The following is a 12,796-nucleotide window of genomic DNA, read 5'->3' as shown; positions in this document are numbered from 1 at the left end:
TGCCCTTGCCTGCACTGCTCGTTGACATCACGAGATCCGCACTCCTAGCGTGCGCACAGCGCACGGTCGTACATCACGCCGGAGGCCCAGGATGTCCGCTGAAGCCCGCGCACCGCACTTCGTCCGGTCCTTCGAGCGCGGCCTCGCCGTGATCCGCGCCTTCGACGCCGAGCATCCGGCGCTGACCCTGAGCGAGGTCGCGCGGGCCTGCGAACTGACGCGCGCGGCGGCGCGCCGCTTCCTGCTCACCCTCGCCGACCTCGGCTACGTGCACACCGACGGCCGCCGCTTCCGCCTCACCCCCCGGGTGCTGGAACTCGGCTACTCCTACCTCGCCGGCTACACGCTGCCCCAGATCGCCGAGCCCCATCTGGAGCAACTCGTCGCGCGGGTGAGGGAGTCGTCCTCGCTCTGTGTCCTCGACGGCGACGACATCGTGTACGTCGCCCGGGTCCCGACCCGCCGCATCATGACCGCGTCCATCACGGTCGGTACCCGCTTCCCGGCGTACGTGACGTCGGTGGGCCGGGTGATCCTCGCCCACCTTCCCGACGAGGACGTCGAAGTCAGGCTCACCGGGGCGGAGTTGAAGCCCCTCACCCCACGCACGATCGCCACGCCGAAGGCCCTGCGGGCGGAGCTGCTCCGCGTCCGCCGGCAGGGCTACGCCGTCGTCGACCAGGAGCTGGAGGAGGGGCTGAGGTCGGTCGCCGCCCCGGTGCGGGACCGGGACGGCGAGGTGGTCGCGGCCGTCAACATCGCCGTGCACGCCGGGCGCAACTCCGTCGACTCCGTACGCCGCGACCTGTTGCCGCACCTGCTGGCGACGGTCGCCGGAATCGAGGCCGACCTGCGGATCACAGGTCCAGCACCAGCCGCCGCCCCCGGCACCGGGACACGCAGATCATCATCGTCTCCCCGCTCTCCCGCTCCTGAGGAGTGAGCACGGAGTCCCGGTGTTCCGGGGTGCCGTCGAGGACGTCGGTCTCACAGGTGCCGCAGGTGCCCTCTGTACAGGAGAAGAGCACCTCGACCCCGGCGTCGCGCACGGCGTCCAGTACGGACACGTCCGGCGCCACGGTGAGTTTCCTGCCGCTGCGCGCCAGCTCCACCTCGAACCCGGTGTCGCCACCGGTCTCCTGCTCCTTCGCACGGAACCGCTCGACGCGCAGCACCGCGGACGGGCAGCGCTCCTCGACCGCGTCCAGCAGCGGGCCGGGGCCGCAGCAGTAGACCAGCGTGCCCTCGGGTACGTCGTCCAGCACCGAGGGCAGGTCCAGCAGCCCCGTCTCGTCCTCCGGCGCGATCGTCACCCGGTCGCCGTACCGGGCCAGTTCCTCGCCGAACGCCATCGACCGGCGGGTGCGCCCGCCGTACAGCAGCGTCCACTCGGCGCCCGCCGCCTCGGCCGCCGCCAGCATCGGCAGGATCGGGGTGATGCCGATGCCGCCCGCGACGAAGCGGTAGCGGGGGGCGGGCTCCAGGGCGAAGTTGTTCCGGGGACCGCGCACCCGGACCTTGTCGCCCTGTCCGACCTGCTCGTGCACATGGGCCGAGCCGCCCCGGCCGTCCGGCTCGCGCAGCACCGCGATCCGCCAGGCCGACCGGTCCGCCGGATCGCCGCACAGCGAGTACTGCCGCTCCAGCCCGGGGCCGAGCACGACGTCGATGTGGGCGCCCGGCTCCCATGCCGGGAGCGGCTCGCCGAGCGGGTGGCGCAGGGTGAGGGCGAGCACGCCGTCGGCGGCGAATTCACGCCGCTCGACGACGAGTTCGGCTTCGTACACGGTCATGAGCTGTTTCCTCGTGGCTCGTCGACGTCATGCCCCTGGGGGTGGGCGAGCATCCACTCCCACATCTCCACCGGGTCCTGCGCGGTGTGCTCGCGGCCGCAGTGGCAGGTGCCGTGCAGGACGTCGGTGCCGGGCAGCCAGTCGATGCGGTAGACCTCGCCGGTCGGGCTCGTCACTGGACCTTCTCCACGGGCTTCTCGCCCTCCTCGACCAGGCGGGCGAGGATACGGCGGGCGGCCAGACCACCGGTGTCGATGTTGATGCTCAGCTCCTGGTAGCCGGTGCGCTCGGTGCCGAGCGTCTTCTGGAGCAGGTTGAGGGCGGTGACGTCCTGCATCACGACCGTGTGGTTGTTGCCGCGCAGGAACTCGGTGACCTCGGCGTCGTCGGTCGCCCAGTCGCGGGAGACGGCCCAGAAGTCGTACACCTTGCCGTCTCCGGACGGGGTGATCGCGTAGGTGATCTCGGTGTGGAAGCCGTTCGGGTCGCTGCCGTCCGGCTCGGGCAGCACACCGACCGGCGCGATGCGGCTGTGCAGCAGATACAGGCAGGGCGCGTGGTACTCGATGTCCTGCCAGCGGGTGATCCGGCCTTCAATGCCGGTGGACTTGGCGTAGAACGGCGGGCACGCGGCATCGTCCATGTGCCGGCTCACCCGGACGATCCCGGCGCCCTCGTCGACCTCCGTCGTGATCGGCGTCTCGGCGACCTCGGGGGTGCCGATGTAGCCGCCGTGCAGATACGTCTCGTGGGACAGGTCGAGCAGGTTGTCGACCAGGAGGCCGTAGTCGCAGTCGATGGGCTCCATGCCGCGGACGGTGACCCAGCCGGGGGAGTCGAGGTGCCGGGCCCGCGGGATGCTCTGCGGATCGGCCAGGGCCGGGTCACCGATCCACACCCAGATCAACGAGTCCTGCTCGACGACCGGGTAGGAGGCGACCCGGGCCGTGCGTGGCACCCGTTTCTGCCCCGGCACGTACACGCACGTACCGGTCGTGTCGTACGTGAACCCGTGGTACCCGCACACGATCCGGTCGCCGTCGAGGCGCGTCGGGGCCTCGGACAGCGGGTACCGGCGGTGCACACACCGGTCGTGCAGCACGACCGGCGTGCCCTCCTCCTCGGTCCGGTAGAGCACGAGCGTCTCACCGAGAATCGTCCGTCCGAGCAACTCCCGCCCGACCTCGTGACTGTAGGCGGCGACGTACCACTGGTTCCTGGCGAAGGCGGTCATGTGAGGCATGGGCACTGGCTCCCGTCTCTGGTTGTGCCGTCATCGTCGGGGCGGCCCTCCGGGCACCGCAACGGCCCTTCCGTCAGGCGGAAGCCGCCTTCGGCAGAAGCGGTTTCCGAATCAAAAAGTGAAATCGAAACAGAATTCTGCACTTTGTCCTCGCGGAGAATTGCCTTAGGGTGGATGCATGGGAAAGACAAGAACGCAGTTCTACGTAGTGAAACGCGGTGACAATCTCACCAAGATCGCGCGGATGCACCACGTGAGTCTGGATGAGATTCTGGAGTGGAACCCGCAGATCGAGGATCCGGACGTCATCCACCCCGGCGATCGGATTCGCGTGGCCCCGCCCCGGGCAGCGGCCGGAGAGGGCGGTGAGTTCGAGAGCGAATGACCAGAACTGAAAGCCGGCCGGCCCGTACGCGCAGCCGAATGACAGGCCTGCGTAACGGGCCGCGCGGGTTGCCTATCTCGAAGCGCAACTCGAATACGAAAGCGTCAGTCCCCGCCCGGAAGAGAGTATGACGCTCATCGAAGGAAGCGGGGGCATCACGAAAGGGTCCGCACCGCTACCGACGTCGGCTTTCCGGCCACGCGTATTCAGCCCGCGCGTGAGCGTTTCAGTAGGTGAATGGCGTTGCATCCGGTATACGGAGGGGAGAATCGCTGGTCCGGGTGATCGCAGGGTTGAGCAGGCGAGTTCGGCCTCCAGCCAGGCCAGGGCCTGGTACTCGTCGTTGAAGCGAGTGGATTCTGCGCGCGTGCCGGGAAGCTCGGCGGCGTATAGCCGCAGCAGGTCGTGGAACTGGAACCGGTCACGCCTGTTCGCCCTGCTCGGTCTGCACCCCGGCCCGGATTTCACCGCGGCGTAGGAGTGGTCGAAGGCGGTACGGACGGCGGCCTGGCGATCCCCGGTGACGGGGACAGCTTGGCGGCAGCGATGCGCAGCGGCAGGGGTAGACGGGCGCACGGTCAGCCAGGCGCTCGCCCGCTTCCGGCTCGACCCCCACCCGCTGCGCCCCGAGTGTGTTGGCCGGCAGGGCGCGGGCCTCGGCCGGGGCGACGTTCCACAGGACACCGGCCAGCGGCCGGTGGGCCAGTACGGAGGTCAGGAACAACACGGCTCCGGCGAAGCTGGCCCAGATGCCGATGAGGAAGAAGTCTCCGTGACTCGGGGTGAGCCGTCCCGTCGGCTCACCCCGGCCTCGGCGGCGGGTGAGCGGCCGGCCGGGCGCACCCGTGCAGGTGGCGCGTATCCTCCTGGCATCGAGTGCGAGGAGTCGAGCGCCACGACGGGGGCCGGACTGCAGGGCGCGACGCGTCGTCCGGAGGGCGTGCCCGGCGAGCTGCTCGTAGGTTGGAGTTGCAGCGGTCGCGCCTGTAAAGATCGGCAGGTCACGCGTGACGTCAGCGGAGATCGATTTCGAGGAGCTGTTCGACGCCGCACCGAATCCGTACCTGGTGCTGGACGTCGACCTGGTGGTCTGCTATGCGAACCGGGCCTACCTCCAGGCCACCGGCAGGAGCCGCGAAGAACTGGCCGGGCGGCACATCCTGGAGGCGTTTCCGGACACTCCCGGCGCGCCGGAGGCGGCGCGTGACTTCGGCGCCTCGCTCCAGCGCGTGCTGGACTCCCACGCGCCCGACGCGGTGGCACCGCGGCGATTCGACATTCCCGTCGACGGCAAGCCGGGCGAGGTGGAGGAGCGCTGGTGGTGCGGGATGTCCAGCCCCGTCCTGGGGACGGACGGCGCCGTGAAATGGATCATCGCGCGGGCCGACGACGTCACCGAGTTGATGCATTCCCCGGTCATCCGGGAGATCACCCCGCCGCTGAGCAACCAGGCGACAGGGATCGCAGCCCAGGTGTACGCCCGGTCGCACGATCTGGAACAGCTGAACGAGCGGCTGCGCCAGGCGCATGCCCGTGAACGCGAGATCGCCGTCACCCTCCAGGAGGTCATGCTCCGCTCGCCCGACCTGGACAGGCACCGGGAGATCGCCGTGCGCTACCTGCCGGCCTACGGAACGCTCAACGTGTGCGGCGACTGGTACGACGTGGTCGATCTGCCGCCCGACCGGTACGCGGTCGCCATCGGGGACGTCGTCGGCCACGGCCTGGAGGCCGCCGCGGTCATGGGGATGCTGCGCAGCGCCCTGAGCGCCGCCATCCGGGCTGTGCCCAGCCCCGCACAGGCCCTGGAGGTGCTGGGCCTGTACGCCAGGGCGGTCGACGGCGCGCTGGCCACCACCGTGGCCAAGGTGCTCATCGACCCGCGCAGCCGGCTGATCATCTACAGCAACGCCGGCCACCCACCGCCGATACTGCTCAGCCCGGACGGCAGCTGCCAACTGCTGGACCAGGCCACCGACCCGCCGCTGGGCGCCCGGCCGGAACACGTCCCCCGCCCCCAGGCCGGCCTGTCCTACGTCCGCGGGGACACCCTCGTGCTCTACACCGACGGCCTCATCGAACGCCGCGACGAGGACATCGACGTCGGCCTGGCCCGGCTGATCGACGCTCTGGCCCAGTACGGCACGCTCCCGGGGGAGGAGATCGCCGACAGGCTGCTGGCCCGGATGGGTGTCCCCGGCGGTGGTCAGGACGACGACATCGCCCTGGTCGTCGTCCGCCTGTGAGGCGGTTTCAACGGAAGCAGTTTCCGAATCAAAAAGTGAAATTGAAACGGAATTCTCAACTTTCCCATGTCGGGTGATTCGCTTAGTGTGGGCACATGGAGAAGACAGTAGAGTTCTACGTAGTGAAACGTGGCGACACGCTCAGTAAGATCGCGGTTATGCACCGCGTGACGCTGGACCAGATTCTGGAGTGGAACCCTCAGATCACGAATCCGGATCTCATTTACCCCGGACAGCGGATCCGCGTGGCTCCCCCGGAAATGGAGGGTGAGTTTGAACCCTTCCCAGGGGCCGACTTCTTCCAGCCCTCCGTGAGCAGCCCGGTCATCGAGGCCATGGGCTACCGCCTCATCGACGAGGGTTGCGGGGTGTACGCCCACGGGCCCGACTCGCGGTGGAGCGAAGCGGACCGGAAGTCGTACGCGAATTGGCAGTGGAAACTCGGATTCAGGGGCCAGGACGCTGACGGCATACCGGGCCGGAAGTCGTGGAATAGGCTGCGCGTACCGGCCGTCTACGAGTGACCGGAACCGCTCCGGGACGGCCACCGCGGACCGCTTGGCGCGCACGGGCGAAAACCCGGATCGCCTATCTCGAAGCCCAGCTGGAACGCGAACGTGTCAAGCCGTGCTCCGAAGAACGCGAGACGCTCGTCGAGGGAATGCGGGGCCATCTGAAAAAGGCCGGCGCGGCTGCCGACGAGGGTTTCGGATGGCGGCGTGCCTGGTCCGGATCGGCCGCGCGTGAGGGCGTCTGGTCGAACATACGCAGCGCGGAGGTGATGCTCCTGCAGCTGGTCTCCGACGAGGAAGCCTCCGGACGTGCCAGCGAGGTCATGGCGCTGGTCAAGGATCACCTTGACAAGGACGACCCACGACGGGTCCGCCTCGCCCGGCGGCTCCGTTCCATCATCTCCGGCGAGATCTCACCGAGCGACCGTGACCTCATGGTCCGGGCGCTCGACGCCGCATACAACGCCCTGGACGACGAGCTGGCCCGGGTGCGCAGCCTGCGCAACATCCTGTGGACCGCGACGTTCGTCGTCCTGCTCGGTGTGGCGGGCCTCGCCGTCTACGGCTGGTTCTTCCCCCAGTCGCTGAGCCTGTGCTTCACGCCCAAGGTCGATCCCGGGGACGCGGGCGGAGTCGACGTCGTGTGTCCCACGGCGGAGCATCCCGGCAAGAAGGTGGGCACCCCCGCCAGCAGTCTGGCCCAGTCGAAGGACATCCTCACCGTCGAGATCGCCGGGCTCGCCGGCGCGGCACTCACCGTCATCGCCTCACTGCGCCACATCCGGGGCACCGACGCTCCCTACATGCTGCCCCTGGCATCGGCGGTGCTGAAGTTCCCCACCGGCGCCCTGTCCGCCTTCCTCGGACTGCTGCTGATCCGGGGCGCCTTCGTCCCCGGGCTCAGCGACCTCGACAGCAGGGCGCAGGTCCTCGGCTGGGCCGCGGCCTTCGGCGCCGCACAGCACCTCGTGACCCGACTGGTCGACGACCGCGCCCAGATGACGCTGTCGGAGGTGGGCAGGACGACCGACGCCGTGGTCGACCCCGAGAGAGCCGCCGTCCGGGAGCACAACGTGCTGGGAGAGGCCGGCGCGCCCGGACCGCCGACCGCCTTCCAGGACGGCGCGGGACCGCACGAAGGGCCACAGGAGGGAACCCGCGACGGAGAGCGCGCGGACGAAGGAGCGGACGGGTCTCGCCCGGGAGCCGGGCCCTGACCGTCCGCCGCCCGGGCGCGCCCGTTCACCGCCGGAGCGGTGCGTGCGCCGTCTCCGGCAGCCGCAGGTACACCAGCGACGACAGCAGGCAGAGCACCGCGACGTACCAGGGGAACAGCCCGGCGTGGCCCATCTCCTTGAACAGCGTGCCCACGTACGGAGCCGTACCGCCGAAGAGGGCGACCGTCAGCGAATAGGGAAAGCCGATACCGGCCGCGCGGACCCGGGGCGGGAAGATCTCCGCGTTCACGGCCGCGCTGATCGAAGTGAACCCGGTCAGCAGCACCATGCCGGCGCACTGTACGAGCAGCAGTACCGCGAACGAGTCCCGCAGGGCGTGCAACAGGGGCACGGTGAGCAGGGCGAAGCCCAGGCCGAAGAAGAGGAGCAGCGGGCGGCGCCCGAAGCGGTCCGACAGGAGGCCGCCGAGCGGTTGCAGCAGGGCGAAGAAGGCCAGTGAGATCGTGCCCGCGAGCAGCGCGTCCGACTTCTCAAGACCCGCGTTGAGCTCGGCGTACGTCGGCAGGTACGAGGTCCACGTGTAGTAGGCGATGGTGCCGCCCGCCGTGATGCCGCCGATGAGGAGCGACTCGCGCGGGTGCCGCCGCAGCGCCTCGAACAACCCCGGCCGCGGGGCCTTCTGCTGCTCGGCGCTGCGGGTCTCCTGCGCGCCCTGCCGGATCCAGAAGCCGACCAGGCTCAGCACGGCCCCGAGCACGAACGGCACCCGCCAGCCCCAGCCGTTCATCTGCCCGTCGCTCAGCGTGTCCACGAGCAGCGTCGCGATGCCGGAGGCGACGAGCTGACCCACGGTCGTCGACACGTACTGGAAGCTGGAGAACAGCCCGCGCCGGCCGGGGCCGGCCGACTCCACCAGGAAGGTCGTCGAGGCGGCGAACTCGCCGCCCACGGACAGGCCTTGCAACAGCCGCGCGAGGACCAGGACCACCGGCGCAAGCACGCCCACCGCCGCGTACGTCGGGGTCAGCCCGACCAGCAGGCTGCTGCCGCCCATCAGCAGGATGGTGACCGTCAGCGCCGCGCGCCGCCCGTGCCGGTCCGCGACCGCGCCCATCAGCAGCCCGCCGACCGGCCGCATGAAGAAGCCCACCGCGAAGACCGCGAACGTGGACAGCAGCGGCACCAGCGAGTTGTCCGCGCTCTTGGGGAAGACCTGGGCGGCGATGTAGGTGGCCAGAAACGTGTAGGCGTACCAGTCGTACCACTCCACCGCGTTGCCCACGGAGGCGGCGAGGAGCTGGCGAACGGGCCGTTTCGTCGGCGGGGAAACCGTCTGCGTCTCTGTCACGTCCATGACCCTCCCCTGCCGATGCCCCGGCACACCTCACGTACCGGCGACTTTCACACGAGTGTCACCAGCCCCTTCCTTGGCGTTTGGTGTCCCTGAAACACTCCTTCCGCGCAGATTCCGTCATGTTCCGGCCATCCCGTACCTCAGGATGAGAGGTCTGTCCTTCATGTCCGAAGTCAACCGGCGCCGCTTTCTTCAACTCGCGGGTGCCACCACGGCCTTCAGTGCGCTGTCCGCCAGCATCCAGCGCGCCGCCGCGCTCCCGGCCAACCACCGCACCGGGTCGATCGAGGACGTCGAGCACATCGTCGTCCTGATGCAGGAGAACCGTTCCTTCGACCACTACTTCGGCTCCCTGAGAGGCGTGCGCGGCTTCGGCGACCCGCGTCCGGTCGCCCTCGACAACGGCAAACCGGTCTGGCACCAGGAGAAGGACGGCAAGGAGATCCTGCCGTTCCACCCGGACGCCGACGACCTCGGCATGCAGTTCCTGGAAGGGCTGCCGCACTCCTGGCCCGACGGCCACCAGGCCTACAACGGCGGCAAGTACGACCGGTGGGTGCCCGCCAAGGGCACCACGACCATGGCGTACCTGACCCGCGAGGACATCCCCTTCCACTACGCCCTCGCCGACGCCTTCACGGTCTGCGACGCCTACCACTGCTCGTTCATCGGCTCCACCGACCCGAACCGCTACTACATGTGGTCCGGCTACACGGGCAACGACGGCACCGGCGGCGGACCGGTCCTCGGCAACGACGAACTCGGCTACGGCTGGACGACCTACCCCGAGCGCCTGGAGCAGGCCGGCATCTCCTGGAAGATCTACCAGGACATCGGCGACGGCCTCGACGCGAAGGGCTCCTGGGGCTGGATCGAGGACGCCTACCGGGGCAACTACGGCGACAACTCGCTGCTCTACTTCAACAAGTACCGGGACGCCAAGCCGGGTGACCCGTGGTACGACAAGGCCCGCACGGGCACGAACGCCAAGGCGGGCGACGGCTACTTCGACCTGCTGAAGGCCGACGTCAAGGCCGGCAAGCTGCCGCAGATCTCCTGGATCGCCGCCCCCGAGGCCTTCTCCGAGCACTCCAACTGGCCGTCGAACTACGGCGCCTGGTACATCGCCCAGGTCCTGGACGCCCTCACCGCCAACCCGGAGGTCTGGTCGAAGACGGCCCTGTTCATCACCTACGACGAGAACGACGGCTTCTTCGACCACGTCGTACCGCCCCTGCCGCCGAAGGACGCCTCCCGCGGCAAGTCCACCGTCGACGTCTCTCTCGACCTCTTCCCGGGCGACGGCAAGAACACGGCCGGCCCCTACGGTCTCGGCCCGCGGGTGCCGATGCTGGTCGTCTCGCCGTGGAGCAAGGGCGGATACGTCTGCTCGGAGACGTTCGACCACACCTCCATCCTGCGGTTCATGGAGCGCCGCTTCGGCGTGCGCGAGACCAACATCTCGCCCTGGCGCCGGGCCATCTGCGGTGACCTGACGTCCGCGTTCGACTTCTCCCGCAAGGACGCGCGCCCCGTCCCGCTGCCCGGCACCGACGCGTACGAGCCGCAGGATCGCGAACGCCACCCCGACTACAAGCCCGCCCCGCCCGCGGACCCGCGTATGCCCCGCCAGGAACGCGGTCTGCGCCGCACCCGGCCGCTGAAGTACGCCCCGCACGTGGACGCCTCCGTCGACGCGGTGGCCGGGAAGCTCACCCTCGCCTTCGCCTCCGGGCCGAAGGCCGGCGCCGCCTTCCACGTCACCTCCGGCAACCGCTCGGATGGCCCCTGGATGTACACCACCGAGGCCGGCAAGACGCTCTCCGACACCTGGAACTCCGCTTACTCCGCGGGCTCGTACGACCTGACCGTGCACGGCCCGAACGGCTTCGTGCGGGTCTTCAAGGGGTCGAACACCACAGCCGGTTGCGAGGTCACCGCGCGCCACACCGGTGACGACATCGAGCTGACCTTCACCAACAAGGGCTCCGGCACGGCACGGCTGAAGGTCTCCGACGGGTACGGCGGCCGGCCCTCGACCGTCACCGTCCGCCCGGGCGCGAGGGTGTGCCGGACCGTGGAACTCGCCGCCGGCCGCCGCTGGTACGACCTGACCGTCACCGCCGAGGGCGACAAGGCGTTCCTGCGGCGGTTCGCGGGACACGTGGAGAACGGGCAGCCGGGCGTGAGCGACCCGGCGATCATCACCGCGTAGCCGTGGTGAGGTGCCCCGGATCGTGCGGCCGGGGCACCAGCGCCGGTTCGGCCGTGGCCGAACCGGGTTCCAGCGCCAGGACGGCGGCCACGGGATGGTCGTCGTCCGCCGGGACGGCCGCGGGCGCCGCCCGGCTGAGCAGCACCACGCCCCAGGACGCCAGGCCGGCCCCGGCGAGGGCGAGCAGCACGCCCGCCGGGCCGCCCTGGAGGCGTTCGCCCAGCAGCGCCAGGCCGATCACCGCGGCGGCCAGCGGGTTGGCCAGGGTCACCATCGCGAGCGGGCCGCCGAGACCGCCCCGGTAGGCCGTCTGCGACAGCAGCAGCCCACCGGCCGCGAACGCCGCCACGAGCAGCGCCACCCCGACCACCTGGACGCTCAGCAGCGGACCGGACCGGTCCGTCGCGGCCACCGTCACCGTCTGCGTGAGCGCCGAGGCCACCCCGGAGGCCACGCCGGACGCGCTCGCGTGCCGCAGCCCGGGGCGGGCGCCCGGCCGGGACAGCACCCCGATGAGGGCCGCGGTCGCGCCCGCGACCGTCAGCGCCTCGGGAACGCTCAGCACGTCGTCGGGCGCCGGCCCGGACGCCGTGACCAGGATCGCCGCCAGGCCGAGCAGCGTCAGCGCGGTGCCCCGCCACTCGACGGTGCTCACCCGCCGCCCCGCGAGCCGCGCCCCCATCGGCACCGCCGCGACCAGGGTGAGCGCGCCGAGCGGCTGAACCACGGTCAGGGGACCGTACTTCAGCGCCACGACGTGCAGCAGCGCGGCACCCGCGTTCAGCCCGACCGACCACCACCAGGCGCCACGGGCGAGCAGCCGCAGCGTGCCCGAGCCGGGCGAGCGGGAGGCGAGCCGCTCCTGGGCGACCGCGGCGGCCGCGTAGGCGACGGCGGAGACGAGGGACAGGACCACGGCGGCGAGGACGGCGCTCATCGGCCCGCTCCCGCGAGCGCCTGCTCGTCGGCCCGGGCCTGAGCCCGGGCCCGGACGGGGACGAGCCCGCCCTGCGCGCGGCCCGCTGTCGTCACCGTGCGGTGCGGCAGGGGGATCGCCGCGAGTGCGAGACCCAGCAGCGCCGTCGCCACGATCGAGTCGAGCCAGTAGTGGTTCGCGGTACCGACGATCACCAGCAGCGTCAGCAGGGGATGCAGCAGCCACAGCCAGCGCCACCGTGAGCGGGTCGCCACGATCAGGCCGACCGCCACCATCAGCGCCCAGCCGAAGTGCAGCGACGGCATCGCCGCGAACTGGTTCGACAGGGAGTCGGTCGCGGGACTGCCGTACACCGACGGGCCGTACGCCCGCGCCGTGTCCACCAGGCCGGTCGCGGCCAGCATGCGCGGCGGGGCGAGCGGGAACAGCAGGTGCAGCACCAGGGCGGCTGCGGTGACGGCGGCCAGCACCCGGCGGGCCCACACGTAGTGGGCCGGGCGGCGCAGGTAGAGCCAGACCAGGAAGGCGGCGGTGGCCGGGAAGTGGACGGCCGCGTAGTAGGTGTTCGCGAGGTGCACCAGGCCGTCGCCGTGCAGCAGCAGGGACTGCACCGCCCCCTCGCCGGGCAGGTGGACCGCTCGTTCGAGGTCCCACACGCGGTGCGCGTTGTGGAAGGCCTCGCCGGTGTGGCCCGTGGCCAGCTGCCGGCCGAGCTTGTAGACGAGGAAGAGCCCTGCGACGAGCAGGAGCTCCCGGACGAGCGGCGGTCGCGCTATCGCGTCGGACCCCGCCGGCGCAGGCTCGGTGCGGGCATTCATCCCCCGGCCCTTTCGGTGACGGTGCTGCTGTTATCGGTACGAGTGCGTACCGATACGCCAGTGTACCGATACGGCCGCGTACCGGTACACTGGCGTATCGATAGACGAACGACAC

11 protein-coding genes and 2 pseudogenes are annotated in these 12,796 nt (G+C 70.4%); 7 read left to right on the top strand and 6 right to left on the bottom strand.

Going from position 1 to position 12,796, the window contains the following annotated elements; all coding sequences use genetic code 11:
* Positions 1 to 91: 91 nt before the first annotated feature.
* Positions 92 to 943 carry an IclR family transcriptional regulator C-terminal domain-containing protein gene (locus tag MQE23_RS07605; protein ID WP_020273482.1) on the top strand — a complete coding sequence of 284 codons (852 nt, stop codon included), beginning with the start codon at positions 92 to 94 and terminating at the stop codon, positions 941 to 943.
* On the opposite strand, the gene MQE23_RS07600 is transcribed toward MQE23_RS07605, so the two are convergent.
* Genes MQE23_RS07600 through MQE23_RS07590 form a run of 3 tightly spaced genes read right to left on the bottom strand, consistent with a single transcriptional unit; the run spans position 858 to position 3,036 of the window.
* The gene (locus MQE23_RS07600) at positions 858 to 1,793 is read right to left on the bottom strand and encodes a PDR/VanB family oxidoreductase (RefSeq protein ID WP_243378629.1); all 936 of its coding nucleotides are present in this window, start codon (positions 1,791 to 1,793) and stop codon (positions 858 to 860) included. The two genes, MQE23_RS07605 and MQE23_RS07600, sit on opposite strands and share 86 nt — an antisense overlap.
* Positions 1,790 to 1,969, bottom strand: coding sequence for a hypothetical protein (locus tag MQE23_RS07595; RefSeq protein WP_020273480.1), 180 nt, complete (start codon positions 1,967 to 1,969; stop codon positions 1,790 to 1,792). The genes MQE23_RS07600 and MQE23_RS07595 overlap by 4 nt, the downstream gene beginning before the upstream one ends.
* Positions 1,966 to 3,036, bottom strand: a complete 1,071-nt coding sequence (locus MQE23_RS07590) for an aromatic ring-hydroxylating dioxygenase subunit alpha (protein ID WP_243378628.1) — start codon at positions 3,034 to 3,036, stop codon at positions 1,966 to 1,968. The genes MQE23_RS07595 and MQE23_RS07590 overlap by 4 nt, the downstream gene beginning before the upstream one ends.
* Before the next feature lie 178 nt (positions 3,037 to 3,214).
* Between MQE23_RS07590 and MQE23_RS07585 the strand changes: the two genes are divergently transcribed.
* The 5 genes and pseudogenes from MQE23_RS07585 (at position 3,215) to MQE23_RS07565 (ending at position 7,396) form a co-directional block, all read left to right on the top strand.
* Positions 3,215 to 3,421: a LysM domain-containing protein gene (locus MQE23_RS07585; protein WP_037670016.1), complete on the top strand. Its 207-nt coding sequence runs from the start codon at positions 3,215 to 3,217 to the stop codon at positions 3,419 to 3,421.
* A 1,007-nt stretch (positions 3,422 to 4,428) separates the two neighbouring features.
* Positions 4,429 to 5,667 (top strand): SpoIIE family protein phosphatase, encoded by a 1,239-nt coding sequence (locus tag MQE23_RS07580; protein ID WP_243378627.1) that lies wholly within the window; start codon positions 4,429 to 4,431, stop codon positions 5,665 to 5,667.
* A 95-nt stretch (positions 5,668 to 5,762) separates the two neighbouring features.
* Positions 5,763 to 5,903 (top strand): annotated as a pseudogene (locus MQE23_RS43500) (LysM domain-containing protein); the annotation flags it as partial.
* Between the two features lie 36 nt (positions 5,904 to 5,939).
* Positions 5,940 to 6,191: pseudogene (locus MQE23_RS07570) on the top strand (peptidoglycan-binding protein); the annotation flags it as partial.
* 257 nt (positions 6,192 to 6,448) lie between these two features.
* Positions 6,449 to 7,396, top strand: a complete 948-nt coding sequence (locus tag MQE23_RS07565; RefSeq protein ID WP_243378626.1) for a hypothetical protein — start codon at positions 6,449 to 6,451, stop codon at positions 7,394 to 7,396.
* Between the two features lie 25 nt (positions 7,397 to 7,421).
* Here the strand turns inward: MQE23_RS07565 and MQE23_RS07560 are convergent, their stop codons facing one another.
* Entirely contained in the window at positions 7,422 to 8,711 is a 1,290-nt protein-coding gene (locus MQE23_RS07560) for an MFS transporter (protein ID WP_020273473.1), read from the bottom strand.
* A 163-nt stretch (positions 8,712 to 8,874) separates the two neighbouring features.
* On the opposite strand from MQE23_RS07560, the gene MQE23_RS07555 reads away from it, so the two are divergent.
* The gene (locus tag MQE23_RS07555) at positions 8,875 to 10,926 is read left to right on the top strand and encodes a phospholipase C, phosphocholine-specific (protein ID WP_037670013.1); all 2,052 of its coding nucleotides are present in this window, start codon (positions 8,875 to 8,877) and stop codon (positions 10,924 to 10,926) included.
* On the opposite strand, the gene MQE23_RS07550 is transcribed toward MQE23_RS07555, so the two are convergent.
* Together MQE23_RS07550 and MQE23_RS07545 are read right to left on the bottom strand one after the other, a co-directional pair.
* Positions 10,916 to 11,863 carry a hypothetical protein gene (locus MQE23_RS07550; RefSeq protein WP_243378625.1) on the bottom strand — a complete coding sequence of 316 codons (948 nt, stop codon included), beginning with the start codon at positions 11,861 to 11,863 and terminating at the stop codon, positions 10,916 to 10,918. The genes MQE23_RS07555 and MQE23_RS07550 overlap by 11 nt on opposite strands.
* Positions 11,860 to 12,681, bottom strand: coding sequence for a phosphatase PAP2 family protein (locus MQE23_RS07545; protein WP_243378624.1), 822 nt, complete (start codon positions 12,679 to 12,681; stop codon positions 11,860 to 11,862). The genes MQE23_RS07550 and MQE23_RS07545 overlap by 4 nt, the downstream gene beginning before the upstream one ends.
* Positions 12,682 to 12,796: the final 115 nt, after the last annotated feature.

The sequence above is a fragment of the Streptomyces sp. HP-A2021 genome (assembly GCF_022807935.1).
Classification (GTDB): Bacteria; Actinomycetota; Actinomycetes; order Streptomycetales; family Streptomycetaceae; genus Streptomyces; species Streptomyces afghaniensis.
Note: the sequence above shows the minus strand (reverse complement) of the source record. Positions and strands in the feature narration are given on the sequence as shown.

Bases quoted from the DNA above. Each gene is read 5' to 3' on its own strand.
- MQE23_RS07605 (WP_020273482.1), top strand. From the start codon at position 92: ATGTCCGCTGAAGCCCGCGCACCGCACTTCGTCCGGTCCTTCGAGCGC.
- MQE23_RS07600 (WP_243378629.1), bottom strand. From the start codon at position 1,793: ATGACCGTGTACGAAGCCGAACTCGTCGTCGAGCGGCGTGAATTCGCC.
- MQE23_RS07590 (WP_243378628.1), bottom strand. From the start codon at position 3,036: ATGCCTCACATGACCGCCTTCGCCAGGAACCAGTGGTACGTCGCCGCC.
- MQE23_RS07585 (WP_037670016.1), top strand. From the start codon at position 3,215: ATGGGAAAGACAAGAACGCAGTTCTACGTAGTGAAACGCGGTGACAAT.
- MQE23_RS07565 (WP_243378626.1), top strand. From the start codon at position 6,449: ATGCTCCTGCAGCTGGTCTCCGACGAGGAAGCCTCCGGACGTGCCAGC.
- MQE23_RS07560 (WP_020273473.1), bottom strand. From the start codon at position 8,711: ATGGACGTGACAGAGACGCAGACGGTTTCCCCGCCGACGAAACGGCCC.
- MQE23_RS07555 (WP_037670013.1), top strand. From the start codon at position 8,875: ATGTCCGAAGTCAACCGGCGCCGCTTTCTTCAACTCGCGGGTGCCACC.
- MQE23_RS07550 (WP_243378625.1), bottom strand. From the start codon at position 11,863: ATGAGCGCCGTCCTCGCCGCCGTGGTCCTGTCCCTCGTCTCCGCCGTC.
- MQE23_RS07545 (WP_243378624.1), bottom strand. From the start codon at position 12,681: ATGAATGCCCGCACCGAGCCTGCGCCGGCGGGGTCCGACGCGATAGCG.